Genomic DNA, 26,204 nt, shown 5'->3' with positions numbered 1-26,204 from the left:
TCTGTCGTTTCGACGACAGACGGCTCACAATAGCGCCCGTTAGGCTGTCGGCCATTGAACCACATCAAGACGATCCGGGGTGCACGCATCCCGGTCGACAGAACACGGGAGACAGGATCATGACGCAGATGTTCGAGGCCGGGCTCGGCCGCCGCGATGCCAACTACGTACCGCTCACGCCGATCGATTTCCTGATCCGCGCGGCCGAAGTCTACGGCGAGCGCCTCGCGATCGTGCACGGCGACGTGCGGCGCACGTGGGGCGAGACCTGCACGCGCGCGAAGCAGCTGGCGAGCGCGCTCGCGCAGGCCGGTGTCGGTCGCGGCGACACGGTCGCGGCGCTGCTGCCGAACATCCCGGCGATGGTCGAGGCGCACTTCGGCGTGCCGATGGCCGGCGCCGTGCTGAACACGATCAACACGCGGCTCGACGTGTCGTCGGTGCTGTTCATGCTGCGTCACGGCGAGGCGAAGGTGCTGATCGTCGACACCGAATACGCGGAGCTCGCGCATCGCGCGGCGCTCGAGGTGCCGGGCCTGAAGATCGTCAGCGTGGCCGACGCGATGCCGGCCGACCCCGACCGTTTCGCGGGCGCGACCGACTACGAGGCATTCGTGGCGGGCGGCGACGCCGGCTACGCGTGGACGCCGCCCGCCGACGAATGGGAGGCGATCGCGCTGAACTACACGTCGGGCACGACCGGCGATCCGAAGGGCGTCGTCTACCACCATCGCGGCGCGTATCTCGCGGCGATCAGTAACATCCTCGAATGGGACATGCCGAAGCACGCGGTGTATCTGTGGACGCTGCCGATGTTTCACTGCAACGGCTGGTGTTTCCCGTGGGCCGTCGCGGCGCGCGGGGGCGTGAACGTGTGCCTGCGCAAGTTCGACGCGAAGACCGTGTTCGACCTGATCCGCCGCGAGCGCGTCACGCATTACTGCGGCGCGCCGATCGTGCAGAGCGCGATCGCGAACGCGCCGGCCGAGTTGCGCGCGGGGATCGACCATACGGTGCACGCGATGGTCGCCGGCGCGGCGCCCGCGCCGGCCGTGATCGCGAAAATGAAGGAAATCGGCTTCGACCTGCTGCACGTGTACGGGCTGACCGAGGTCTACGGCCCGGCGACCGTCTGCGCGAAGCAGGCGCACTGGGACGCCGTCTCCGACGAGGAACGCGCGCGGCTCAATGCGCGCCAGGGCGTGCGCTACCACCTCGAAGCGGGCGCGACGGTGCTCGATCCCGACACGATGACGCCGGTGCCGGCCGACGGCGAGACGCTCGGCGAGATCATGTTCCGCGGCAACATCTGCATGAAGGGCTACCTGAAGAACCCGAAGGCGACCGACGAGGCGTTCCACGGCGGCTGGTTCCATACCGGCGATCTCGCGGTGCTGATGCCGGACGGCTATATCCGGATCAAGGATCGCAAGAAGGACATCATCATCTCCGGCGGCGAGAACATCTCGAGTATCGAGGTCGAGGACGCGCTGTACCGGCATCCGGCGGTAGCCGTGGCGGCTGTCGTCGCGATGCCCGACCCGAAGTGGGGCGAGGTGCCGTGCGCGTTCGTCGAGCTGCGCGAAGGCGCGAGCGCGACCGAGGCGGAGATCGTCGCGCACTGCCGGCAACTGCTCGCGGGCTTCAAGGTGCCGAAGGTCGTGCGCTTCGGCGAGCTGCCGAAGACATCGACCGGCAAGATCCAGAAGTTCCAGTTGCGCCATGCGGTCGGCTCGGACAAGGCGATCGACCTGGCGGGCGACAAGAAGTAAGCGAGCCGCCCGGCCCAGGTCGATCATCGGTCGCCCGTCACGCGTTGCGTTCGAGCCGGAACACGCTGACCGCGTCCGACAACTGCGCGGCCTGGTCCCGCAACGCGACGGCCGCGCGCTCGGCATCGGAGATCAGCGTCGCATTCTGCTGTGTCGCTTCGCCGATCTGCGTGACGGCCAGGTTCACCTGCTCGATCCCGGTCGATTGTTCGCGCGACGCCGCGCTGATCTCGCCGATCAGCGTGCGGACCTGGTCGACCCGCGCGACGATGTCGCGCATCGTGCCGCGCGCGGCGTCCGCGATCCGGTAACCCTGTTCGACGGTCGTCGACGATTCGGCGCTCAGCGCGTCGATCTCCTTGACCGCGGCCGCGCTGCGCTGCGCCAACGCGCGCACCTCGGCCGCGACCACCGCGAAGCCCTTGCCGTGTTCGCCCGCGCGGGCGGCCTCGACGGCCGCGTTCAGCGCGAGGATGTTGGTCTGGAACGCGATGCCTTCGATCGCGCCGGTGATCTCCGCGATCCGGCGCGTCGCGCGGCCGATGTCGTCCATCGTCGCGACCACGCGCTGCACTGCGGCGTCGCCGTTCGTCGCGGCGGCCGATGCGTCCGCGACCAGCGCGTTGGCTTGCGCCGCGTGCTCGGCGCTTTGCTGCACGGCGGCGGTGATCTGCTCCATGCTCGCGGCCGTCTGCTCGACGCTGCTCGCCTGCGTCGCGATCCGCGCGGCGATGTCGCCGCTGCCGGCCGCGATGCCGACCGTACCGTGCGCGATGTCGGCCGCGCTGTTGCGCACCTGCGCGACGATCCGCGCGAGGCCGTCGCCGATCCCGTCGACCGCCTGCACGAGCCGGCCGATCTCGTCGTTGCCCGCGCTGCCTTGCTCGACCGCGCCCGCGCCCGCGCTGTCGCGAATGCGCACGCTGAGATCGCCTGCCGCATAGCGCTCGGACGCGCGGGCGGCGGCTTCCAGCGGCCGGCTCACGACGCGACGCACGACGATCACGAACAGCGTCGCGAACGCCGCGACCAGCACGGCGCCGATCATCAGGAAGCGGTTGCGGGTGGCGCGCATCGTGGCGAGCAGTTCGTCGTCGAGCGCGATGCCGCCGACGAGCCATTGCCACTGCGGAATCGTCGTGAAGGACACGACTTTCGCGGTCGGGCCAGCGTCGTGCGCGGCCGGGTCGGTCGACGTGTATGCGAGCCGGCCTTGGGCCGTCGCGAGCATCTGCGCGTAGGGCGCGCGCGTGTTGTCGGCCGGTTGGCCCGCCGCGTCGGGATGCACGACGAAGGCGCCGCGCGACGGGCCCTGCGATGCATCGAGCACGAAGTAGTAGCCGTTGTCGCCGATCTTCAGCGAGCGGATGCCGTCCTCGACCAGCTTGAGCTCGGCGCCGATGTCGAGGCCGACGAACAGCGCGCCGATCACGCGGCCGGTCGCGTCGGTCACCGGCTTGTACTGCGTGATGTACGACCGGCCGAACAGCTTCGCGAGGCCCGTATAGCTGCGCCCCGCGACCAGCGGCGCATACGCGGGGCCCGCGCGGTCGAGCTTGGTGCCGACGGCGCGCGCGCCGTCCTGCTTCTTCAGCGACGTCGTGATGCGCACGAAGTCGTCGCCGTCGCGCGCGAAGATCGTCGCGATCGCGCCGCTTTTCTTCAGGAACTGATCGGGAATCGAGTAATCGAGGTCGAGCGGCTGGCCGCCCGCGAGGAGCGTCGGCGCGGCGACGCCGCCGATATCGACGGTGCGTGCCGCGTCGAGCGAGAAATCGGCCGGCAGGAAGCTCGCGAACAGCGACATCGAACGGCTGGCTTCGGCGGTCAGCGCCTTGTCGAACAGGTCGACCATCGCGCGGATCGACTGCTCCCTGTCGTCGATCCGCAGGTGCGCTTCTTCGGCGAGCTGCTGGCCGGCGAAATGGGCGAGCGTCCACGCGAACACGGTAAACAGCAGGGCGACGAGCGTGCACGCGAGCGCGGCCAGACGCGCGCCGACGCTCACCCGGCCCAATTGGGTCAGTCTCATGGAACATCCTGAGTGGAGTGAGAGGGGGCGGAACGCACGCGTCACCGCTCGTGGACCCGTTAATACGGCAACTTTCGCGAAATCTTTAGCGGCTGTCGCGCATCGCGGACCGGCAGGCGGGCGAAGGGAGGGCGGAGGTCAGTGCGTGACGAGCCACGCGACGGCCAGATAGCGGCCGACCTTTGCGATCGTCACGATGACGAGAAAGGTCGGCAGCGGCTCGCGCAGCACGCCGGCGATCATCGTCAGCGGATCGCCGATCACCGGCGCCCAGCTCAGCAGCAGCGACCAGCGGCCGTAGCGCGCATACCAGCCCTCGGCGCGCGCGAGCGCGGACGGCTTGACCGGAAACCAGCGGCGCTCGCGAAAGTGCTCGATGCCGCGCCCGAGCGCCCAGTTGATCGCCGAGCCGGCGACATTGCCGACGCTCGCGACGAGCACCAGCGCCCACACGGGTTCGCGGCCGGCGAGCAGCAGGCCGGCGAGCACGGCTTCGGACTGGAGCGGAAACAGGGTCGCGGCGACCATCGACACGGCGAACAGGCCGCCGTAAGTGAGCAATTCGGACATCGCGCGATTGTACTGGCGGCGTCGCCGCCGGTGCGGGGCGTGCGGTCGTGCGGTCGTGCGGTCGCGTGAAAAGAAACGCGTCGGCGGTGCTCAGTTCCAGCCGACCATGATCGCGCCCATTCCGACGAGCAGCCCGCCCGTCACGCGGTTCATCGCACGCATCCGCGCCGGCCGCTGCAACGCGCGGCTCAGCCGGTGCGAGAACAGCGCCATCGACGCGACGCCGCCCGCGAACAGCAGCGCGAACGTCGCGGCGAGCAGCAGATATTGAAGGTTCAGGTTCCAGTCGGCAGTCGGGCTGATGAACTGCGGAAAGAACGACGGAAAGAACAGCAGCGTCTTCGGATTCAGACCGGAAGTCGCGACGCCGCGCCAGAATAGCGTGCGTCCGGTGTCGGCGTCCGGCGCGGCGATTGCCGTTCCGGTGCCGGTGATGCCGGCCTCGGCCGGCGCCGCGGCTGCGCCGGCCGGCGCGCGGCTCAGCCATTGCTTGGCGCCGAGCCAGACGAGATACGCGGCGCCGGCCCAGCGCAGCACGGTGAGCGCGTGTTCGTCGAGGTGGACCAGCGAATTCAGGCACAGCGCGGTCAGCGCGAGTTGCAGCAGCACGGCGAGCGTGCCGCCCCAGACGCACGGCAGCGCGCGGCGCCAGCCGGTGCGCAGCGCCTGGTTCATCGTGAGCAGGTTGACGGGGCCGGGTGCGTAGATGAGGACGACGGAAGCAGCGAGGAACGACAGATAAAGCTTGAACGACATGACGGACGGGCAGGAACGGGGAAGCAGGCACCGGCCCCGCACGCGGTCGGATAGGCGTGCGGGCGGCGGGGAATCGCATGCCTGCCGGCCGGCACCGCAACTCGTGATTGCGGCCGTGCGTCCCGTTGCGAGGGGGTGATCGCGGGGAGCGTGCCGGGCAGCAGGCATGGAGAAAATGTATCAAGCGGGCCGGTTAAAAGGCTTCCTGTTTTCCAGCAAAACAGGCCTGAAACCGGAATGTCGTTCAGATAGAATGCCCATTTTTAGTAGAAGATTCTTCTCATCATGGCTACCCGCGAACGCACGCCGAAAACGCTCGACAATCAGGACCGCAAGATCCTCGGTGCATTGCAGAAAAATGCGCGTCTGTCGAACGCCGAACTGGCCGAACAGATCGGCATGTCGACCACCGCCTGCTGGAACCGCACGCGGCAACTCGAACTCGACGGCTACATCGACGGCTATGTCGCGCTGGTCAACCAGCGCAAGCTCGGCTACGCGGACATCGTGATCCTCGAAGTCACGCTCGATCGCCATGAAGACGACGCGCTGGCGCGCTTCGGCGCCGAACTGGCGGCGCTGCCCGAGGTGCTCGAGGCGTATCTGGTGTCGGGCGAGTACGACTACTGGATCAAGGTCGCGGTGGACGGCACGGCCGGCTACGAGCGCTTCCTGCGCGAAAAGCTGTACCGGATTTCGAGCATCCGTCACAGCCGTTCGATGTTCGCGCTGCGGTGCATGAAGGACGTGCCTTCGATTCAGGTGTGACGGGGAGAGACAGGAGCGCGGCCGTCGCTGTAACGACGGCGGGTGCGATCGGACCCGGGCGCGGAGAAAAACCGGCGAACGGCTTACAGGAAAGGCTCGCCGGGCAGACGGCCCGCGGGAGCACAAAAACGGATGAATCTTCCGTCCGGCATGGCCCGGCGCCAGCGCGCGCAGGAAGGGAAGAATGGCTTCCCGCCCGGACAACCGCCTGACGACGATCCGCGCCGATGCGAATCGGCGCCGGCTTCGGCCTGAAACACGGCCTCGAGACGACGTTGAAACGCTTCCGATGCGGTGAGCGCATCCGGCCGGGAAGGACGACCCCGGCCTCTTTCTACATGACCGGCGCGCCCGTCCAATACGCCGCGCAACAGCCGCGGTCGGCGCGCGTCAGCGCAAGCGAATCAGGCGACCGGCGCTCCGCTCAGCGCGGCAGGCGCGCGTGTGCTTCAGCGATGACTTCGCAGTTCTCGAGGTGCAGTGCCCAGGCTTCCGCCAGCAGCTCGCCAACGCGTGCGAGCCAGCCAGTGGATTGGGTGGAACGATCGGAGACATTAGACGTTTGCATGACGAAGCCCCATATAGGTGGCGAGTTAGGGATAACCCTAATCATAACGAAGCGGCCCCGTCTTGTGAAATGCGATTTCGTTATATGAGAATTACTGACAATTCATGTTGCTGCTGCGCAACATGAATATTGGCGGCCCGCGGTTGTCGGGCAGGCGTGACGACGCCGTGCCGGCGCGGCCTCGCGGGCAGAAAGAAGCGGAGTCGAACGTACGTACGTCGGGGAAAAGGGCGCGGCTACCGGCCGATCCACCCGAAGCGCCAGGACAGCCGTCGCGTCGCGGCGCGCAGCGTCTGCGCCAGCGCGCTGTCCGGCCCGCGCGGGAAGCCGCGCGACGAGCCGATGATCGCGATCACGAGCCGGATGCTGCCGGTGTGATCGAACACGGGCGCGGCAATCGTGCCGATGCCCGGCACCGGCGCGTCGAACGCGAAATCGAGTTCGTCCGCGCGGATCGCCGCGAGCCGTGAGCGGAAGGCCGCGTCGTCCGGCGCGGTGCGCGCGCCGGCGAGCCGCACGGGCTCGTCGGCGAGCAGGTCGGCCAGCACGTCGTCGGACATGCCGGACGCGAAAACCCGACCGATCGCCGTATTGACGAGGGACATCACGGTGCCGACCTGCAGGCTCACGTGCTGCGGCCGCGCCGATTCTTCCAGCCGGATCACGGTCGGCCCGAGCGGCCCGAGCGTCGCGGCGGCCACGCTCATGTCGGTCGCGCCGGCGAGCGCGACGATCTCGGCTTCCGCGTCGCGCGTCGGCGACACGCGCTGCATCGCGATCAGGCCGAGCGCCTGCGCGAGCGGGCCGCCGTCGAAACAGCCGGCGTCGTCGCGGCTCAGCAGGCCGATCTTCTGCAGGCTGACCAGATGCGGAAACGCCTTCGCCGCAGGCATACCCGCCGCCGTCGCGAGATCGCGCAGCGGCAGCGCGCGGCCCGCCGACACCAGCGCGAGCAGCAGGTCGCCGGTGCTGTCGAGCGCATTGATCCCGCGCTGCGCCTTCGCGTCGTCGGCGAGCGCGGGCGGTACGCGCGCGGTGCCCGGCGCCGGTGCGGGCGCCGGCTCCGCACGCACCGCACCGAGCGACGCGGTGGCCTGCCGCGCCGCGTCGCGCAACGCCGCGGCGATCGGGCCGTTCCAGTCGACATCGATCGAACCCGTCGAACCGATGACCGTCAACGCGAGCTGCAGGCGCCCGTGCGCATCGAAGACGGGCACGCACATTCCGCTGACGCCCGGGCTCGGCCGGTCGATGCTGCGTTCGATGCCGCGCGCGCGGATCGCGTCGAGTTCGACGTGTTGCGCAACGGCATCCGGCACGACCGGCTCGCGTTCGGCGCCCGCCAGCGTACCGCCCGCGCCGGCCTGGCTGGCCGCCATCGCGTTGATGTGCGCGGCGTCGCCGAACGCGCGGAACACCCGGCCGGTCGCCGTGGTGTCGAGCGACATCACCGAACCGACGTGCAGGTTCATGTGCAGCGGATAGCCGCCGTGCTCGATGCGCACGATCGTCGGGCCGAGCACGCCCGGCACCGACAGCGCGACGCTCAGGCCGACCGTTTCCGCGAGCCGCGCCGCATGCGGCAGCGTCGCGCGGTAGGCCGGCTGGCGCTCGATCGACATCAGCCCGAGCCGCAGCGACAGCGGGCCGGGCTCGTAGTTGCCGGTGATCGCATCGCGCTTCACCAGCGCGAGCCGCGTCAGGCTCACGAGATAGGTGTGCGCCTGCGCGGTGGAGAGCTCGGCCGCCGCGGCCAGTTCCGACAGCCCGAGCGGCTTGCGCCGGCGCGCGAACGCGTCGAGCAGCCGGCCGCCGACCTCGACGCTCTGGATGCCGCGCTGCGCCTTGGGCGGCGCGTCGTCCGCGCTGACTTCGTGGTTCTGCACGCGATGATTCTTCCGTTGACGAAACCCCGCATGGTATCCGACGCCGTTTTCAGCGCCAGCCCGCAGGTTTACCCGTATTAGACAATAGCAAGCGCTTTTGCCATTGACAAATATTCGACGCAAGCCGATGATCCGCTCATTCCCCTCAACACATGGCTCGCAGCCACGGAACGCACAATGGCCAAAGCATTCGCCTCCCAAGCCGATCTGGAAGAGAAGAAAGTCACCTGGACGAAGCTGTCCGAGAACGCGTACGCGTACACCGCCGAAGGCGACCCGAACTCGGGCGTGATCATCGGCGACGACAGCGTGCTGATCGTCGACACGACCGCGACGCCCGCAATGGCGCAGGACCTGATCGCGAAGATCCGCAGCGTGACCGACAAGCCGATCAAGCACGTGGTGCTGTCGCACTACCACGCGGTGCGCGTGCTCGGCGCGTCCGCGTACTTCGACGAAGGCGCGCAGCACGTGATCGCGAGCCGCGGCACGTACGAGATGATCGTCGAGCGCGGCGAGGCGGACATGAAGTCGGAGATCGAGCGCTTCCCGCGCCTGTTCGCCGGCGTCGAGACGGTGCCGGGGCTGACCTGGCCGACGCTCGTGTTCGAGCGGGAGATCACGCTGTTCCTCGGCAAGCTCGAAGTGAAGATCATGCACGTCGGCTCGGGCCACACGAAGGGCGACACGATCGTGTGGCTGCCGTCGCAGAAGGTGCTGTTCTCGGGCGACCTCGTCGAATACGACGCGGCCTGCTATTGCGGCGACGCGCAGCTCGAACAGTGGCCGGCCACGCTCGAGGCGCTGCGCGCGCTCGGCGCCGAGAAGCTCGTGCCCGGCCGCGGCCCCGCGCTGCTGAATCCGGCCGAAGTGAACAAGGGCCTCGACTACACGAAGGATTTCGTCACGACGCTGCTCGCGCAGGGCCGCAAGGCCGTCGAGCGCAATCTCGACCTGAAGGCGGCGATGGCGCTCACGCGCGAGGCGATGGACCCGAAGTTCGGCCACGTGTTCATCTACGAGCACTGTTTGCCGTTCGACGTGTCGCGCGCGTTCGACGAAGCGAGCGGCATCGCGCATCCGCGCATCTGGACCGCGCAGCGCGACAAGGACATGTGGGCCGCGCTGCAGGAGTGAATCGCACGCGGCGGGGCGGCATTCGCACGATCGCCTCGCCGTTTCACTGAGGGTTGCGGCATTCGCGGCGGTATCGTGCCGCGGCGCCGGCAGCCGTATCCGGTCTCACAAGAAAGCAGGGCGCATGCACGCCCTCGGAGACTGCCGCGCGCTCGACATCGCGCGGCCCGTTTGGAGAGAGACATGCCCCAATCGCTTCCCGCCGAAGCGACGCTCGCGCACGCGAGCGCTTCGGCGCCGACTTCCGCATCCGCATTCGGCGATGCGCTGCTGTTCCGCAAGATCGCGTGGCGGATCGTCCCGTTCCTGTTCCTCTGCTACGTCGTGTCGTTTCTCGACCGCATCAACATCGGCTTCGCGCAGTTGCAGATGAAGCACGATCTCGGCTTCAGCGATGCGATGTACGGCCTCGGCGCCGCGGTGTTCTACGTCGGCTACGTGTTTTGCGAAGTGCCGAGCAACATGCTGCTCGCGCGGTTCGGCGCACGCCGCACGTTCACGCGAATCATGCTGCTGTGGGGCCTCGCGTCGACCGGGATGATGTTCGTGTCGCAGCCGTCGCATTTCTACGTGCTGCGCTTCCTGCTCGGCGTGTTCGAGGCCGGCTTCTTCCCCGGCATCGTGCTGTACCTGACCTACTGGTTCCCCGCGAACCGGCGTGCGGCGGCGATCTCCGTGTTCTTCGCGGGCGTCGCGGTGGCCGGCGTGCTCGGCGGGCTGCTGTCCGGCTGGATCATGCGCGACATGAGCGGCGTGCTCGGCCTGCACGGCTGGCAGTGGATGTTCGCGATCGAAGGTGCGCCGGCGATCCTGCTCGCGTTCGCCGCGTTCACGTTGCTGGTCGACCGGCCGCAGGACGCGACCTGGCTCACGGCCGACGAAAAGGCGCGCGTCGCCGCGCTGTGCGCCGAAGGCCGCGCACACGGCGGCGCGCACGACGGGCGCAGCGTGCTGGCCGCGCTCGCGAACCCGCGCGTGTACCTGTTCGCGTTCATCTATTTCTCGCTGACCTGTGCGTCGCTGACGCTCAACTTCTGGATGCCGCTGATGATCCGCGACTTCGGCGTGACCGACGTCGTGGCCGTGAGTCTCTACACGGTCGTGCCGAATGCGGTGGGCGCGGTGGGGCTGGTGCTGATCGCGCGCCGCTCGGACCGCACCGGCGAGCGGCGCAAGCACTTCGCATGCTGCACGATCGGCGGCGGCCTCGCGCTTGCGGCGCTGACGCTGCACCTGCACAGCTTCGCGGCGATGCTCGCGTGCCTGTCGGTCGCGGCGACGCTGATCTTTGCCGCGCTGCCGATCTTCTGGGCCGTGCCGACCCGCTACCTGTCCGGCAACGCGGCCGCGGCCGGAATCGCGCTGATCAGCAGCATCGGGATCACGAGCGGCATCGTCAGCCCGTGGGTGATCGGGATGATCCGCACGCGCACGGGCAGCATGGATCTCGCCGTGTACCTGCTCGCCGCGCTGCTGGTCGCGAGCGGCGTGGCGCTGATGGTGGGCGTGAAGGGAGAATCCGTGCGGCGCGGCTGAACGTCGGCTTTGGCCGGTCGCCGTCGGTGGGCGGCGGCGACTGGCGTCGCGGTTCCCGCCCGGCCCGTATTCGCATCCATCGAGGAGACGATCGATGTCCATCCCCTTGCAAGCGGACGCCGCGCACGCGGCTGCGTCCGGTTCCGCCGCGCCCGGCAACGACGCGCTGTACCGCCGCATCGGCATCCGGATCGTGCCGTTCCTGTTCGTCTGTTACATCGTGTCGATTCTCGATCGCAGCAACATCGGCTTCGCGCAGTTGCAGATGCGGCAGGATCTCGGCCTGACCGATGCGATGTACAGCCTCGGCGCGGTACTGTTCTTTGTCGGCTACGTGCTGTTCGAGGTGCCGAGCAACGCGCTGCTGCGCCGCTTCGGCGCAAGACGCACGTTCGCGCGGATCATGGTCCTGTGGGGTGCAGTGTCGGTCGCGATGATCACCGTCGACAGCGCGAAGCAGTTCTACGTGCTGCGGTTCCTGCTCGGGCTGTTCGAAGCCGGTTTCTTCCCCGGGGTGGTGTTCTATCTGACGTACTGGTATCCGGCGCGCCGGCGCGCGTCGGTGCTGTCGATCTTCTATGCGGGCGTCGCGGTGGCCGGCATGATCGGCGGGCTGCTGTCGGGCTGGCTGATGCGCGCGATGTCTGGCGTGCTCGGGCTGCATGGCTGGCAATGGATGTTCGCGATCGAGGGCGCGCCCGCGATCCTGCTCGGCGCGATCGCATGGTTCTGGCTGTGCGACCGCCCCGAACACGCGCGCTGGCTGTCCGACGACGACCGGCAACGGCTCGCGGCCGACCTGGCCGCCGATCGTGCCGGTGCGCCCGCGCACGCGGCTGCTTCGCTGCGGCGGGTATTGGCCGAGCCGCGTACCTACCTGTTCGCGTTCATCTATTTCTCGCTGACGACCGCGTTGCTGATGCTGCTGTTCTGGATGCCGCTGATGATTCGCGAATTCGGCATTCACGACGTCGTGCACGTCAGCCTGCTGTCGATCGTGCCGAACGCGATAGGCGCGGCAGGCCTGATCGCGATCGCGCGGCGCTCGGACCGCAAGCGCGAACGCCGCCGGCATTTCGCCGCGTGCGCGTTCGGCGGCGCGGTGGCGCTCGCGTTGCTGACGCTGCACCTGCCGAGCATCGTCGCGATGATGGCGTTGCTGTCGATCGCGGCGATGCTGATCTTCGCCGCGCATCCGGTGTTCTGGGCCGTGCCGTCCGCGTATTTCGCGGGGGCCGGCGCAGCGGGCGGGATCGCGCTGATCAGCAGCATCGGCGTATCGAGCGGGATGATCACGCCGTGGATCGTCGGCGTGATCCGCACGCGCACCGGCAGCATGGATGCGGCGATGCTGATGATCGCCGGATTGCTGGCCGCGTGCGCGGTCGCGATGCTGCTTGGCGTGCGCGCCACGCCGCGCGGCGCAGGCCCGGCCGACACCTAGCGAGCCGCAGTGTAGCGCGGGGCCGGCGTATCGGCCGACAAATGCGGCGCCATCGTGCGGCGCGCGGCCTCGTACGCGTCCCATTCGTCACCCGCATGCAGCGAAGGGATCGTCACGAGCTCGCCGCGATCGAATCCGACCAGCGCCGCATCGACCATGTCCGGCGCCGTCATCACGATTTCCTTCGGCAGGTGCTCCAGCGGCAGGCCGCCCGTCTGCCAGAAATCGGTGGCCGTCGCGCCGGGCAGCACGGCCTGCACCTGCACGCCCTTGTCGGCGAGCTCGTGATGCAGCGACTGGCTGAACGCGAGCACGAAGGCCTTGCTGCCGCCGTACACGCCGTTCAGCGTTTCCGGCGAGATCGCGACGATCGACGAAATGTTGATCACCGCGCCGCGGCCGCGCGCGACGAAGCCGGGCACGGCCGCATAGGTCAGCCGCGTGAGCGCGGTCACGTTCAGGTCGATCATCCGCGTCATCGCGTCGACGTCGCTGTCGAGCAGCGGCGCATGCGTGCCGATGCCCGCGTTGTTCACGAGCAGCGTGATGCTCGCGTCCTGTTTCAGCTTCGCTTCGACGGCGGCGAGCGCCGCGCGGTCGTTGAGGTCCGCGTCGACGATCTCGACGCTGCGCTGCGTGTCGTTCGTGATGCGCTCGGCGAGGGCGCTCAGCCGGTCGCGGTTGCGCGCGACCAGGATCAGGTCGTAGCCGCGGCGCGCGAGGCGGTCCGCGTAGACGGCGCCGATGCCCGACGACGCGCCGGTAATGACAGCGGTACCGCGATGTGCTTGCGTCATGATGTACTCCGTTTTGATGAGAATGGCCGGATGGCGTGAAGGCATTCTGGCCTCGAAGCGCGGCGACACAAATGACGTAGATGGGTATGATTTCGGACATCGGGGCCAATCGGCACGAAACCGGAGAACGCGGATGCACCGAATCGGCTTTCTGATCAGCGACGGCTTCCAGATCATGGCGCTCGCCGCGCAGTCGGTGTTCGAGTACGCGAACATGGGGATGGACGCGCCGTTCTACGCGATGGACAGCTATTCGGTCGACGGCGGCGACGTGCGCTCGTCGCTCGGGCTGCCGGTCGCCACGCGCGCGCTGCGCGGGCGGCTCGGCGTCGACACGTGGATCGTCGCGGGCGTCAACGATCCGCTCGCCTCGCCGGCGCCGGCCGGCGTCGTTGCCTACCTGCGCCGCGCGAACGGGCAGGCGCGGCGGATCGCCGGCATCTGCACGGGCGCGTTCGTGCTGGCCGAGGCCGGGCTGCTCGCGCAGCGCCGCGCGACCACGCACTGGGCGTTCGGCCGCGACATGCAGCGGCACTACCCGGAGATTCGCGTCGAGGACGACCGGATCTTCATCGTCGACGGCCCGATCTGGACGTCGGCCGGGATGACGGCCGGCCTCGATCTCGCGCTCGCGATGGTGGAAAAGGACCTCGGCGCCGACGCCGCGCGCTCGGTCGCGCACAAGCTGGTGATGCATCAGCGCCGGGCCGGGGGCCAGTCGCAGCATTCGGAAATGCTCGAGCTGGCGCCGAAATCCGACCGGATCCAGAACGCGCTCAACTACGCGCGGCAGAATCTCGGCCGCGCACTGACCGTCGAGGAGCTGGCCGAGGCCGTGCACCTGAGCCCGCGCCAGTTCAGCCGCGTGTTCACGCTCGAAACCGGGCAGTCGCCGGCGAAGGCGATCGAGCGGCTGCGGCTCGAATCGGCGCGGCTGATGATCGAACAGAGCCGCCATCCGCTGGACGTGATCGCGAAGGAGAACGGTTTTCGCGACCGCCGGCACATGCGCGACGCGTTCGTGCGCGGGTTCGGCGTGCCGCCGCAGGCGCTGCGGCGCGATGCGCGGGCGGGCGAGCGGGAAGCGGGCTGACGGGCGCAGCCGTACGCCGCCAGCGCCGGTCGGGAAAATCGCGCAGAATCCCGTCGACATGTTTCGCGAGGAGACACGATGCACGCCGAGCCGTTCGACATTGCGATACCCGATCAAGCACTTGACGACCTGCGTCGACGTCTGCACGACACCCGCCCGCCGAACCTGGCGCCTGCCGAGCCGTGGCAGCAGGGTGTAGACGGCGCGTGGCTGCATGAGCTGGCCGCGTACTGGGCCGACGGCTTCGATTGGCGCGCGGCGGAACGCGCGCTGAATCGGCTGCCGCAGTTCGTCGCGGACGTCGGCGGCCGGCGCGTGCACTTCGTGCATCGGCGCGGCACAGGCCCGAAACCCTATCCGCTCGTCGTCACGCACGGCTGGCCCGGTTCCGTATTCGAATTCCATGCGTTGATCGATCGCCTGTGCGATCCGGCCGCGTTCGGCGGCGATCCGGACGACGCATTCGACATCGTCGCGCCGTCGCTACCAGGCTTCCTGTTTTCTCCGGCGCCTGCGGTGCCCGGTACATCGGCGCTCCAGGTCGCCGACTGCTGGGCGGAATTGATGGCCGGCCTCGGCTACCGACGCTTCGGCGCGCAGGGCGGCGACCTGGGCGCGGGCGTGTCGGTCGCGCTCGGCGCGCGGCACGAGGGCGTGGTCGACGGCATCCATCTGAACTATCTGCCCGGCAGCTACGAACCGCCGATCGACGCGGCGCGGCCGCTGACCGACGACGAACAGGCGTTCCTGAAGCAGCGCGGCGACTGGGCGGCGCTGGAAGGCGGGTACGCGCACGTCCACATGACGAAGCCGCGGACGCTGGCCGTCGCGCTCAACGATTCGCCGCTCGGGCTGGCCGCGTGGATCGCCGAGAAATTCCGTGCGTGGAGCGATTGCGACGGCGACGTCGCGCGGCGGTTTTCGTACGACACGCTGTTGACCGGCATCTCGCTCTACTGGTTCACCGGCTGCATTGGCTCGTCGATGCAGATGTATTGGGAGAACCGGCTGCAGCCGATGCGGTTTGCCCCCGGGCAACGCCTGGCGGTGCCCGTCGGTTTCGCGCGCTTCCCGAGGGAAATCAGCCGCCCGCCGCGCAGTTGGCTCGAACGCGTATTCGACGTGGTGCAGTGGACCGACATGCCGAGGGGCGGCCATTTCGCGGCGATGGAGGAGCCGGATTTGCTGGCCGACGATATTCGGCGGTTTTTCAGGCGTTTTCGATAACGAGCGGGGCGGTCGGCGACGCGTGCGAAGTACGCCGGTGGCCATCCTGGCAACCGGGTGCGACCGCATCGCGCGGATCGCGCCGACGCCTATCTCGAGTCTTACCGCGTAACGAACGCCGTGGCCGCATCCGGCGCCGTACGCGCATGCTTGCGCTGGCGCAGCAGCGCGACGCGGCAGTTCTCGCGCGCCGTTTCGCGGCCGTCGTCGTCGAGCAGCACGAGGTCGCCGCGCATCACGTTCAGCGTGATCACATCCTCGCCCGGCGCGCCGAGCGTTTCCGGCGTATGTACCGAGCCGGCCGGTTCGAGCACCGTCGAACCGGCGTGCGCGACCCAGTCGTATTCGCGGTAGCGCCACGCACCCTGCAGCGTATGGACGAATACCTCGCCGTCGTGCCGATGGCGCGGAAGCGTGCCGCCGGCCGGCATCTTCAGCAGCGCGGTGAGCGTGTCCTCGGCCGCGTTGATGTGCAGGTACTTGATCGCGAGCCCCGGCAGGTCGGCGCTCATCGGCAGCCACGGCAGCGCGTCGCCGGGCAGGCACGAGATCGGCGGCAGGTCGGTGGAGAGCGGGGCGGACGGCTGCGTCATGGCGGAAGGCGGGGTGGAAACGGGAAGCCCGCATTATCGCAGAGGCGGATCGCGCGGCCGAACGGGACACGACCGCGTGCCGAAAACGGGGGCGACAGCCGGCTCCTTACACGATGAAATATACAGTCAAACTGTACAGTTTGACTGTCGATGTGTTATCTTGAATTGATGAACTCGCCATCGTCTCTCCCCGACACGCTCCCCCTGGCCGGTCTCGCCGGCGACCTCCGCATCTCGGTCGGCAAGCTGATGCGGCGGATGCGGGAGCAGACCCATCCGAACGACCTCACGTCGTCGCAGAAATCGGTATTGCTGCGGCTCGATCGCGACGGCCCGGCGACCGTATCGGCGCTTGCACGCGCCGAAAGCGTGCGCCCGCAGTCGATGCGCGTGACGGTCGCGACGCTGGAGGCGCTCGGCGCGGTCGCCGGCGCGCCCGATCCGACCGACGGCCGGCAGACGCTGATCGCGCTCACGCCCGGTTTCCGCAAGGTGCTGCAAGCGAACCGCGCGGCCAAGGACGACTGGCTGTTCCGCGCGCTGCACGCGCAACTGTCGGCGGCGGAACAGGCCGAGCTCGCGGCGGCCGTGAAGCTGCTGCAGCGGCTCGCCGAATTCCAGGACCCGGCGCGTTCGTAAACCGTATCGACCCGCTCGCTGAAAGGATGGCTCGCCCATGAACTTCCTGCATCTCGTGTCGTACTTCTTCGGCGGCGCGTTTCTCGCGAATGCCGCGCCGCATCTCGTCAGCGGGCTGCGCGGCGAGCCGTTCCAGACACCGTTCGCACATCCGCCCGGGCGCGGACTGTCGTCGTCGACCGTGAACGTGGTGTGGGGCGTCGTGAACCTCGTCATGGCTTATGCGCTCGTGCGCCGGGCCGGCGATTTCGACCTGAAGATCACGGCCGACGCGGCGGCGTTCGGCCTCGGCATCCTCGTGCTGGGGCTGTTCCTTGCGCGCCATTTCGGCGAACTGCACGGCGGCAACGCGTCCGACCGGGAGCGGCGATGAGCGTGCCGGCCGCGGGCGTGTTCCGCTCGCTTCGCAGCTTCAACTATCGCGTGTGGGCGATCGGCTCGCTGGTGTCGAACATCGGCACGTGGATCCAGCGCACCGCGCAGGACTGGCTCGTCCTCACGCAGCTCACGCATCACGACGCATCGGCGGTCGGCACGGTGATGGCGCTGCAGTTCGGCCCGCAACTGCTGCTGTTGCCGTGGACCGGCTACGCGGCCGACCGCTTCGACCAGCGCAAGCTGCTGATGGCGACGCAGGCGCTGATGGGCGCGCTGGCGCTCGTGCTCGGCGTGCTGACGGTCACCGGCGCCGTGCGGCTCGAGCACGTTTACGTGTTCGCGTTCCTGTTCGGCTGCGCGTCGGCGTTCGACGCGCCGGTGCGGCAGACCTTCGTTGCGGAACTGGTCGGCGACCGCGAACTCGCGAACGCGGTCGCGCTCAATTCGACGTCGTTCAACGCCGCGCGGATGGTCGGCCCGGCGGCGGCCGGCTTCCTGATCGCATCGGTCGGCACCGGCTGGGCGTTTCTCGCGAACGGGCTCAGCTTCTTTGCGGTGCTGGCGTCGCTGTCGCGGCTTCGGGAAGACGAATTGCGCGCGAACGTGCGGGCAGGCCGCTCGCGCGGCAGTCTGCTCGACGGGTTCCGCTACGTATGGCATCGCCCGGACCTGACGGCGATCCTCGTGATGCTGTTCCTGATCGGCACGTTCGGGCTCAATTTCCCGCTGTTCATTTCGACGATGGCCGCCAGCGTGTTTCACGTCGATGCGCGCGGGTTCGGCTTCCTGTCGTCGATGATGGCGGTCGGCACGATCTCGGGCGCGCTGCTCGCCGCGCGCCGCGAGCAGCCGCGGTTTCGTCATCTGTGGATCGGCGCGGCGCTGTTCGGGCTCGGCTGCACGTTCGCCGCGCTGGCGCCCGGCTACTGGTCGTTCGCGGCCGCACTGGTGCTGACCGGCATCGCCGCGATCACCTTCATGAATTCCACGAACAGCCTGATGCAGCTCTCCACCGAGCCGGCGATGCGCGGCCGCGTGATGGCGCTGCGCCTCGCGGTCGCATTGGGCGGCACGCCGATCGGCGCGCCGGTGGCCGGCTGGGTCGCGAACCATCTCGGCCCGCGTTGGGCGCTCGGCCTCGGTGCGGCGTCGGGCTTTGCCGCGGCGCTCGTCGCGACCCATTTCGTCACGCGCGAGCGCGCGCAGCCGCGCGCGGCCGACGATGGGGCCTGAACGAAGCCGAAGCCGCCGCTACGCCGCCGGCAACACCGCCGCATGCGCGGCTTCGAGGCACGTCTGGAACAGCAGCGCCGCCCGCGACGGCCGCGGCGAGCGCCGCAGCAGGCTCACGAACCGGCACCGGTAATTGAACCGGTGCGGCGCGATCGGCTGCATCAGCCCCTTGTTGTCGAAACTTTCCGCGTAGTGATCGGGCAGGAAGCCCAGATAGCGGCCCGACAGGATCAGCGTTGCAATCGATTCCTGGTCCGACGCGGTCGCGCTGCGCGTGAGCTTCGCGCGATGGCTCAGCTCCATGTTCGGCGAATGGAAACCGAGCCCCGCGAACGCGTGGTGGCGGATCGTCGTCCACGTGAGCTTGCCGTGCGGCGCGTCGAACAGCGGATGCTGGCGGCCGCAGTACAGCAGCATCCGTTCGTCGAACAGCGCCGAATACACGAGGCTGCCGGAGTTGCGGTGCGCGGGAATGATCCCGACGTGGTAGCTGCCGTCGATCACCCCGCGTTCGACCTCGTTGATCGACGCGACGTGCAGGTTCAGCGCGACGTCGGGCGCCTCGTCCGCGAACTGGCGGATCGCGTCGCCCAGGCGCGCATGCGGGTTGGTCGCCGTCTTGTCGAACACCGCGATGTGCAGTTCTCCGCCCATCTTGTCGTGAATCCCGTCGATTCTGCTGCGAAATGCCTCCATCGACGCGAGCAGCCGCAGCGTTTCCTCGTACACCGTCTGCCCCTCGGGCGTCAGCGTGAAGCCCGCGCGGCCGCGCCGGCACAGCACGAGGCCGAGCCGCGTTTCGAGATCCTTCACGTGCCGGCTGATCGTCGAGATGCCGATATTCAGTTCCAGTTCGGCCGCCGCCATCCCGCCGCACTGCACGACGCCCTTGAAGACCCGCAGCAGGCGGAGATCCATGTCGCTGAGCTGCCCGAGCAACGCGCGGCTCTTCGGTTTCTTTGCTTGCATAGTTGCGCAAGTGAACATTGATATTGCGATATTCAAAAGACTAATTGGCGTCCCGACAATGCGCAATATCAATACGAGAAGGAGGGGCGCGCCGCGCCGACCGACATGACCGACATCACCACCGCGCAGCACGACGACACGAACCTCCGCACCGACGCCGCCTGGCTCGACGCGCACTGGATGCCGTTCACCGCCAACCGCCAGTTCAAGGCCGATCCGCGGCTGATCGTATCGGGCAAGGGTGCGTATTACACCGACGGCGAAGGCCGCAAGATCTTCGACGGCCTGTCGGGCCTCTGGTGCACGGGCCTCGGTCACGGCCGCACGGAAATCGTCGAAGCGGTGAGCCGCCAGGTCGCGCAGCTCGACTACGCGCCGGCCTTCCAGTTCGGCCATCCGAAATCGTTCGAGCTCGCCAACAAGATCAAGGAACTGACGCCGGCCGGCCTCGACTACGTGTTCTTCACGGGGTCGGGCTCGGAAGCGGCCGACACGTCGCTGAAGCTGGCCCGTGCGTACTGGCGCGCGAAGGGCAAGGGCACGAAGACGCGCCTGATCGGCCGCGAGAAGGGTTATCACGGCGTGAACTTCGGCGGTATCTCGGTCGGCGGGATCGGGCCGAACCGCAAGCTGTTCGGCCAGGGCCTCGACGCCGATTTCCTGCCGCATACGCAACTGGCCGAGAACAAGTTCTCGCGCGGGATGCCCGAACACGGCGCCGAGTTGGCCGACCGCCTGCTCGAGTTGATCGCGCTGCACGACGCGTCGAACATCGCGGCCGTGATCGTCGAACCGTTCTCCGGTTCGGCGGGCGTGGTCGTGCCGCCGAAGGGCTATCTGAAGCGCCTGCGCGACATCTGTACCGCGCACGACATCCTGCTGATCTTCGACGAGGTCATCACGGGCTTCGGCCGGGCAGGCGCGATGACGGGCGCCGATGCCTTCGGCGTGGTGCCGGACATCATGAACTTCGCGAAGCAGGTGACGAACGGCGTGCAGCCGCTCGGCGGCGTGATCGCGACGAAGGAAATCTACGACACGTTCATGGCCGCGGGCGGTCCCGAGTACATGCTCGAATTCCCGCACGGCTACACGTATTCGGCGCACCCGGTCGCGTGCGCGGCCGGCGTCGCGGCGCTCGACCTGCTGGTGAAGGAAGACGCGGTGGCCCGCGTGCGCGATCTCGCGCCGCATTTCGAGGCGGCCGTGCACGGGCTGAAGGGCCAGCGTCATATCACGGACATCCGCAACTACGGGCTGGCCGCCGGCCTGACGATCGCCGCGCTGCCCGGCGAACCGGCACGGCGCCCGTACGAGATCGCGATGCGCTGCTGGGCGAAGGGCTTCTACGTGCGCTACGGCGGCGACACGATCCAGCTCGCGCCGCCGTTCATCGCCGAGAAGCGCGAGATCGACAATCTCGTGAACGCGCTGTCCGACGCACTGAACGAAGTGGACTGAGCCACGGCTCGCTCGTAGCGACAACCGAATCCACCAAAGAGCCAGACACATGAAACACGACAGCAATGTGACCTCCACCGTCGGCCACCTGATCGACGGCAAGCGCGTCGACGGCGGCAGCCGGGTCCAGCCGGTGTTCGACCCGGCCACCGGCGAATCGCACAAGAGCGTCGCGCTCGCCGACAAGCTGACCGTCGAAGCCGCGATCGCGTCCGCGCAGGCCGCGTTCCCGGCATGGCGCAACACGCCGCCGCTGAAGCGCGCCCGCGTGATGAGCCGCTTCAAGACGCTGCTCGAGGAGCACGCGGAAGAGCTGTGCGCGCTGATCACGGCCGAGCACGGCAAGGTGCTCGCCGACGCGATGGGCGAACTGCAGCGCGGGATCGAGAACGTCGAATACGCGTCCTATGTGCCCGAACTGCTGAAGGGCGAGCACAGCAAGAACGTCGGCCCCGCGATCGATTCGTGGAGCGAGTTCCAGGCGCTCGGCGTGGCCGCCGGCATCACGCCGTTCAACTTCCCCGTGATGGTGCCGCTGTGGATGTGGCCGATGGCCGTCGCGTGCGGCAACACGTTCGTGCTGAAGCCGTCCGAGCGTACGCCGTCGTCGACGCTGCGCATGGCCGAGCTCGCACTCGAAGCCGGCCTGCCGCCGGGCGTGCTGAACGTCGTGAACGGCGACAAGGAAGCGGTCGACACGATCCTGACCGATCCGCGCGTGAAGGCCGTGAGCTTCGTCGGCTCGACGCCGATCGCCGAAACCATCTATTCGACCGGCTGCGCGCACGGCAAGCGCGTGCAGGCGCTCGGCGGCGCGAAGAACTTCGCGGTCGTGATGCCGGATGCCGATATCCCCAACGCGGTGAACGCGCTGATGGGCGCCGCGTACGGCTCGTGCGGCGAGCGCTGCATGGCGATTCCGCTCGTCGTCGCGATCGGCGACGAAACGGGCGACCAGGTCGTCGCGGGGCTGAAGGCCGAGATCGAGAAGATGAAGGTCGGCCCGGGCAACGGCGCAGGCGTCGACATGGGCCCGCTCGTCACGCAGCAGCATTTCGAGAAGGTGACGGGTTTCGTCGAAGCGGGCGTGGCAGCGGGCGCGACGCTCGTCGTCGACGGCCGCGGCGTGAAGGTCGACGGCCACGACGGCGGCTACTACCTCGGCCCGTGCCTGTTCGACAACGTGAAACCCGGCATGCCGATCTATCAGCACGAGATCTTCGGGCCGGTGCTCGGCGTGATCCGCGCGAAGTCGCTCGACGACGCGATGGCGCTGATCGACGCGCACGAATATGGCAACGGCACGTGCCTGTTCACGCGCGACGGCGAGGCCGCGCGCTACTTCAGCGACAACATCCAGATCGGCATGGTCGGCATCAACGTGCCGCTGCCGGTGCCGGTCGCGTATCACTCGTTCGGCGGCTGGAAGCGTTCGCTGTTCGGCGATCTGCACGCGTACGGTCCGGATGCGGTGCGGTTCTACACGAAGCGCAAGACGATCACGCAGCGCTGGCCGTCGGCCGGCGTGCGCGAAGGGACCGTGTTCAGCTTCCCGTCGAACCGCTGAGTTGACGCGCGCGCCGGCCGCATGCAGCCGGCGCGACGTGCAAAGCCGCAAAAGCCCGCCCCGATCGACGATCGGCGGCGGGCTTTTTCACGTCCCGGCGAAACGCGCGGAACGCGGCGCAAGCCGGCTCAAGGCGCGACCACGTGCCACACGTTCTTGAAGTTGTCGCCGTTGCGTTCGCCCTGTTTCATGTCCTTCGAGTAGAAGTACAGCGGCTTGCCCTTGTATGCCCATTGCGGGCTGCCGTCGTCGCGCTTGACGATCGTGTAGGGGCCGACCGGTACGTCGGTCGCGCTGGCCTTGTATGGCGGCCAGAGGGTTTCGCATGGGCCCGAACAGGCGCTGGTGCCGGCGTTGGGCTTGTCCTTGTCGAACGAGTAGACGGTCATCCCGTTCGCGGCGACGAGTGCGCCGTTTTCTTCCTTCGTGATGGAACCCTGGGCCGTGGCCGAAGCTGACGCAATGGCGAGCAGGGCGGAGCTGACGAGCAGCGCGGCTTTCATGAGTGCCTCCTGATAATCCGGTGGGCGGCCGCGATTGCGTGCACGGGCGAGCGTGCGCCGGAATCGCGATGAATGGTGCCGGAGCACGGCGCCGTCGCTGCCGGCCCGCGCGAGCCGCGGCGGGGCGAATGGCGGCGAACGGAGCGCCTTATTCACGATAGGCGGTTTTTGGCGGTGCTGCGAGAAGATCGGGGGGCATATCGGCGGCACGCACGCGGCGCGCAACGGCGCGACGATCGTCGTCGTGCCCGGGTATTCGGCATCCGTCCCCGAGCCCGCGCCGGGGGTGCGTTGCGGCGGCAACGACCCCGATACGGGTTTGCTTGGATGACATCGCGCGCATTCCGCCGGAATATCTTCGTCAGCGCGAGCCGGGCTCGCGCCGATCCTTCCGGGAGGGACGACGATGCTTCAGGATCCAGGCGATGTTGCGCGCGCCAGCTATCGCGCGTATGTCGACAAGGACCGCGACGCGATCGAAGCGCTGATCGCGCCGGATTTCCATTTCACGAGCCCGCTCGACAACCGGCTCGATCGCGATGCGTATCTCGCACGTTGCTGGCCGAACAGCGCGATACTCGCCGCTTTCGAGTTCGTCGACGTCGCTGTGCACGGCGAATACGTGTACGTCGTGTACGAAGCCGTGACGACCGCCGACAGGCGGTTCCGCAATGCCGAACGGTTGCGCGTGCGCGATGGCCGGCTTGTCGAGGCCGAGGTGTATTTCGGCTGGTATGTGCCGCACCCGGCGCCCGATGGCGGGTTCGTCGAATCGGGCAGGTGAATGCAATCGCGCGGCGCGAAGCTGACGTTTCGCCGTCGCGAGGCGCCCGCGCAGGGCGGCCCGCCGGGGCGTCGCCGGTTGACGGCGTGCGCGCCGCTCAACCGGCTGCATCGTCTTCCCCCAGCGCCCGAATGAACCGCGAAAACAGCTCAGGCTGCGACGAGATTCCAAGCTTCGCGTAAAGGTGCCGCCGATGCACCTTCACCGTCTCCGGTGAAATCGCGAGCCGCTCCGCGATCGCCTTCGACGAATTGCCGCGCAGCACCATTCTTGCGATCGCCATCTCGCGATCGGTCAGCACGCCCGCGCCGAAGCGCGCGAGCGCCTGCTCGACGCGCGCACCGAGGTCCGCGTCGGGCGTGGCGCGCGCGGCATCGCCCACCAGCCGCCAATGCTGCCGGATGACCGCGAGCACCCACGGCATCGCGGCCGTCAGCTTGCCGAGCGGCTCGACGTCGAAGCGCGTCGACGCACCAAGCGACAGCGACAGCAGCGTGTCGGCGTTCGGTCGCACGAGAATCTGGATCTCGTCGTCGCCGACCGCGTCGCGGAAATAGCTCAGGAAATATTCGCTCTGCCGGAACAGGTCGGGTGCGACTTCCTCGAGCCGGTAGCAGCCGTCGGCGAGCCCGTCGTGCGCGGCCTGCAGGAACGGATCGAGCAGATATAACCCGTTCAGGTAAAGCGGCACCGGCGACGCGGTGTCGGCGCCGCCCGTGTCGTATTCGTCGAGCACGAGCGGCACGCCGTCGCGGCCGATCGCGGTCGCGAGCGCGTTGTCGAACGGCGCCATTTCGTTGAGCAGCAGCACGAGGAACCGCCAGAAGCGCGGCTGGCCGAGATGATCGATTGCGCGGCCGAGCGCCTGGTGCATCGCGATTTCGGAAAAGAGACGATCCATACCACCACCGGAAGGGCGTAACACGAAGGGGGAATAGCGGTCCTGAAATTGGCTTCCTAGACTGCCACGCAATCAATCGGGCCCGAGTATGGGTGTTCAAAAAAAGGCGGCAAAGGAACAAAGGAGCACGAAATGGCGATGATGTCGGAATCGACGGGTACGCTGCAAGCGGCCTCTGCAACGGAAGACGCGCCGCGCGCGCTGTCGCAGACGCTCAGCGTGCGCGACGCTGTGATGATCACCGTATCGGGCGTGACCCCGGCCAGCTCGATCTTCGTGATCGCGCCGTTCGCGATCCAGCAGGCCGGCAGCGGCGCGGTGCTGTCGTTCGTGCTCGGCGGCGTGCTCGCGCTGGCATTCGCGCTCTGCTATGCGGAACTCAGCGCCGCGCACCGCAGCGCGGGCGGCGAATACGTGATGGCCAAGCGCGTGTTCGGCACGCTGCCCGGCTACCTGACCTTCATCACGGTGCTGTCCGTCAGCGTGTTCATCCCGGCCGTGCTCGCGAGCGGCGCCGCGCCGTACCTGAACAGCGCGCTCGGCACGCACTTCGGCAATCAGTCGGTCGCGCTGACGATCGTGCTGCTCAGCTATCTGCTCGGCATGCTGAACATCCAGACGAATGCATGGATCACCGGCGCGTTCCTGGTCGTCGAAATCGGCGTGCTGATGCTGATCGCCGGGCTCGGCTTCGGGTCGCCGCATCGCGGCGCCGACGTCCTGATCGCACCGGTCGTCGCGAGCGGCAATGCGCTCGTGCCGGCCACGCTCGCGGCCATCGTGCCCGCGATCGGCACCGCGATCTTCTGCTACAACGGTTTCGGCTCGGCCGCCTATCTCGCGGAGGACTTGCGCGGCGGCAACCGCAACGTCGCGAAGGCGGTGATCTATTCGCTGCTCGTGATCCTCGTCGTCGAACTGGTGCCGCTCACCGCGATCGTGCTCGGCGCGCCTTCGCTGACGGAACTGACGAAGAGCGCCGATCCGATCGGCTATGTCGTGCGCTCGCTGAGCAATCCGGCCGTGTCGCGCGTGGTCAGCGGCGGGATCTTCCTGTCGGTGTTCAACGCGATCATCGCGATCGTGATCGCGATGGGCCGCCTGCTGTACAGCAGCGGCCGGCATGCGCTGTGGTCGCGCACCTGCAACCGCGCGTTCTCGACGATCCATCCGCGCCTCGAATCGCCGTGGCTCGCGACGATCGCGCTCGCGATACCGTCGGCCGGGCTCGTGTTCGTGTCGAGCCTCGATGAACTGACCGCATTCACGGTCGACCTGTTGCTGCTGATCTACCTCGTCGTGGGGCTGGCCGCGCTCGCGAGCCGGTTCGTGCGCCGCGACGTCGAGCATCATTACCGGATGCCGCTGTGGCCCGTGACGCCGCTCGTCGCGGTGGCGGGCGCCGCGTATACGCTTTACACGACGCTGGCGACGGCGACGAAGCCGACCGACCTGATCATCATCGCGGGGCTGCTGGTCGCGGCGCTCGTGATGTACGTCGTATGGGCGCGCCACAGCACGGCATTCCGCGCGCTCTGAGCATCGGCTCGACTCCGTGCATCACCGCTACACCGAATCATCGAAAGACAG

Annotated in this window: 23 protein-coding genes; 14 read left to right on the top strand and 9 right to left on the bottom strand. The window is 68.2% G+C overall.

Annotated elements, in window-relative coordinates; genetic code table 11:
* Positions 1-119: 119 nt before the first annotated feature.
* Positions 120-1,772, top strand: coding sequence for an acyl-CoA synthetase (locus J8I33_RS01835; protein WP_050010977.1), 1,653 nt, complete (start codon positions 120-122; stop codon positions 1,770-1,772).
* A gap of 37 nt (positions 1,773-1,809) precedes the next feature.
* On the opposite strand, the gene J8I33_RS01830 is transcribed toward J8I33_RS01835, so the two are convergent.
* The 3 genes from J8I33_RS01830 to J8I33_RS01820 form a co-directional block, all read right to left on the bottom strand.
* Positions 1,810-3,804 carry a methyl-accepting chemotaxis protein gene (locus tag J8I33_RS01830; RefSeq protein ID WP_209932774.1) on the bottom strand — a complete coding sequence of 665 codons (1,995 nt, stop codon included), beginning with the start codon at positions 3,802-3,804 and terminating at the stop codon, positions 1,810-1,812.
* A 138-nt stretch (positions 3,805-3,942) separates the two neighbouring features.
* Positions 3,943-4,374, bottom strand: coding sequence for a YqaA family protein (locus J8I33_RS01825; protein ID WP_050010979.1), 432 nt, complete (start codon positions 4,372-4,374; stop codon positions 3,943-3,945).
* A 90-nt stretch (positions 4,375-4,464) separates the two neighbouring features.
* A complete protein-coding gene (locus tag J8I33_RS01820) occupies positions 4,465-5,130 on the bottom strand; it encodes a LysE family translocator (protein WP_209932772.1) in 666 nt (221 codons plus the stop codon).
* A 285-nt stretch (positions 5,131-5,415) separates the two neighbouring features.
* Here J8I33_RS01820 and J8I33_RS01815 point away from each other — a divergent pair, with 285 nt between their 5' ends.
* Positions 5,416-5,898 (top strand): Lrp/AsnC family transcriptional regulator, encoded by a 483-nt coding sequence (locus J8I33_RS01815; protein ID WP_006479115.1) that lies wholly within the window; start codon positions 5,416-5,418, stop codon positions 5,896-5,898.
* Between the two features lie 804 nt (positions 5,899-6,702).
* Here J8I33_RS01815 and J8I33_RS01810 read toward each other — a convergent pair.
* A complete protein-coding gene (locus J8I33_RS01810) occupies positions 6,703-8,352 on the bottom strand; it encodes an IclR family transcriptional regulator C-terminal domain-containing protein (RefSeq protein WP_209932770.1) in 1,650 nt (549 codons plus the stop codon).
* Between the two features lie 177 nt (positions 8,353-8,529).
* Here J8I33_RS01810 and J8I33_RS01805 point away from each other — a divergent pair, with 177 nt between their 5' ends.
* From J8I33_RS01805 to J8I33_RS01795, 3 genes are all read left to right on the top strand, one after another.
* Positions 8,530-9,489, top strand: coding sequence for an MBL fold metallo-hydrolase (locus J8I33_RS01805; RefSeq protein ID WP_050010982.1), 960 nt, complete (start codon positions 8,530-8,532; stop codon positions 9,487-9,489).
* Positions 9,490-9,672: 183 nt separating this feature from the next.
* On the top strand, positions 9,673-11,025 hold the full coding sequence (locus tag J8I33_RS01800; RefSeq protein ID WP_124679545.1) for an MFS transporter: 1,353 nt from the start codon (positions 9,673-9,675) through the stop codon (positions 11,023-11,025).
* A gap of 94 nt (positions 11,026-11,119) precedes the next feature.
* A complete protein-coding gene (locus tag J8I33_RS01795; RefSeq protein WP_124638105.1) occupies positions 11,120-12,469 on the top strand; it encodes an MFS transporter in 1,350 nt (449 codons plus the stop codon).
* On the opposite strand, the gene J8I33_RS01790 is transcribed toward J8I33_RS01795, so the two are convergent.
* Positions 12,466-13,266 carry an SDR family oxidoreductase gene (locus tag J8I33_RS01790; protein ID WP_050010985.1) on the bottom strand — a complete coding sequence of 267 codons (801 nt, stop codon included), beginning with the start codon at positions 13,264-13,266 and terminating at the stop codon, positions 12,466-12,468. The two genes, J8I33_RS01795 and J8I33_RS01790, sit on opposite strands and share 4 nt — an antisense overlap.
* Before the next feature lie 133 nt (positions 13,267-13,399).
* Between J8I33_RS01790 and J8I33_RS01785 the strand changes: the two genes are divergently transcribed.
* Positions 13,400-14,359 carry a GlxA family transcriptional regulator gene (locus J8I33_RS01785; RefSeq protein WP_050010986.1) on the top strand — a complete coding sequence of 320 codons (960 nt, stop codon included), beginning with the start codon at positions 13,400-13,402 and terminating at the stop codon, positions 14,357-14,359.
* Between the two features lie 78 nt (positions 14,360-14,437).
* Complete coding sequence (locus J8I33_RS01780) at positions 14,438-15,586, top strand: epoxide hydrolase family protein (RefSeq protein WP_209932768.1); 1,149 nt, start codon at positions 14,438-14,440, stop codon at positions 15,584-15,586.
* Between the two features lie 101 nt (positions 15,587-15,687).
* Here J8I33_RS01780 and J8I33_RS01775 read toward each other — a convergent pair whose 3' ends face one another.
* On the bottom strand, positions 15,688-16,179 hold the full coding sequence (locus tag J8I33_RS01775) for a 2,4'-dihydroxyacetophenone dioxygenase family protein (RefSeq protein WP_050010988.1): 492 nt from the start codon (positions 16,177-16,179) through the stop codon (positions 15,688-15,690).
* A 168-nt stretch (positions 16,180-16,347) separates the two neighbouring features.
* Between J8I33_RS01775 and J8I33_RS01770 the strand changes: the two genes are divergently transcribed.
* From J8I33_RS01770 to J8I33_RS01760, 3 genes are read left to right on the top strand one after another with little or no spacing between them, the layout of a single operon-like run.
* Positions 16,348-16,818, top strand: a complete 471-nt coding sequence (locus J8I33_RS01770) for a MarR family transcriptional regulator (RefSeq protein ID WP_209925243.1) — start codon at positions 16,348-16,350, stop codon at positions 16,816-16,818.
* A gap of 37 nt (positions 16,819-16,855) precedes the next feature.
* On the top strand, positions 16,856-17,191 hold the full coding sequence (locus J8I33_RS01765; protein WP_209925241.1) for a hypothetical protein: 336 nt from the start codon (positions 16,856-16,858) through the stop codon (positions 17,189-17,191).
* Positions 17,188-18,429, top strand: coding sequence for an MFS transporter (locus J8I33_RS01760; protein ID WP_050010991.1), 1,242 nt, complete (start codon positions 17,188-17,190; stop codon positions 18,427-18,429). The genes J8I33_RS01765 and J8I33_RS01760 overlap by 4 nt, the downstream gene beginning before the upstream one ends.
* Before the next feature lie 18 nt (positions 18,430-18,447).
* Here the strand turns inward: J8I33_RS01760 and J8I33_RS01755 are convergent, their stop codons facing one another.
* Positions 18,448-19,398: a LysR family transcriptional regulator gene (locus J8I33_RS01755; protein WP_209932763.1), complete on the bottom strand. Its 951-nt coding sequence runs from the start codon at positions 19,396-19,398 to the stop codon at positions 18,448-18,450.
* 105 nt (positions 19,399-19,503) lie between these two features.
* Here J8I33_RS01755 and J8I33_RS01750 point away from each other — a divergent pair, with 105 nt between their 5' ends.
* The gene (locus tag J8I33_RS01750; protein WP_175976165.1) at positions 19,504-20,859 is read left to right on the top strand and encodes an aspartate aminotransferase family protein; all 1,356 of its coding nucleotides are present in this window, start codon (positions 19,504-19,506) and stop codon (positions 20,857-20,859) included.
* 49 nt (positions 20,860-20,908) lie between these two features.
* Positions 20,909-22,426 (top strand): CoA-acylating methylmalonate-semialdehyde dehydrogenase, encoded by a 1,518-nt coding sequence (locus J8I33_RS01745; protein ID WP_209932761.1) that lies wholly within the window; start codon positions 20,909-20,911, stop codon positions 22,424-22,426.
* A 128-nt stretch (positions 22,427-22,554) separates the two neighbouring features.
* On the opposite strand, the gene J8I33_RS01740 is transcribed toward J8I33_RS01745, so the two are convergent.
* Positions 22,555-22,929, bottom strand: coding sequence for a hypothetical protein (locus J8I33_RS01740; RefSeq protein ID WP_050010995.1), 375 nt, complete (start codon positions 22,927-22,929; stop codon positions 22,555-22,557).
* A 406-nt stretch (positions 22,930-23,335) separates the two neighbouring features.
* Here J8I33_RS01740 and J8I33_RS01735 point away from each other — a divergent pair, with 406 nt between their 5' ends.
* Positions 23,336-23,713 (top strand): nuclear transport factor 2 family protein, encoded by a 378-nt coding sequence (locus J8I33_RS01735; RefSeq protein WP_050010996.1) that lies wholly within the window; start codon positions 23,336-23,338, stop codon positions 23,711-23,713.
* Positions 23,714-23,810: 97 nt separating this feature from the next.
* On the opposite strand, the gene J8I33_RS01730 is transcribed toward J8I33_RS01735, so the two are convergent.
* Entirely contained in the window at positions 23,811-24,614 is an 804-nt protein-coding gene (locus J8I33_RS01730; protein ID WP_050010997.1) for a helix-turn-helix transcriptional regulator, read from the bottom strand.
* Positions 24,615-24,746: 132 nt separating this feature from the next.
* On the opposite strand from J8I33_RS01730, the gene J8I33_RS01725 reads away from it, so the two are divergent.
* On the top strand, positions 24,747-26,153 hold the full coding sequence (locus tag J8I33_RS01725; RefSeq protein ID WP_209932760.1) for an APC family permease: 1,407 nt from the start codon (positions 24,747-24,749) through the stop codon (positions 26,151-26,153).
* The last annotated feature ends 51 nt before the right edge of the window (positions 26,154-26,204 follow it).

It is taken from the genome of Burkholderia sp. AcTa6-5 (genome assembly GCF_017815075.1).
Taxonomy (GTDB): domain Bacteria; phylum Pseudomonadota; class Gammaproteobacteria; order Burkholderiales; family Burkholderiaceae; genus Burkholderia; species Burkholderia sola.
Note: the sequence above shows the minus strand (reverse complement) of the source record. Positions and strands in the feature narration are given on the sequence as shown.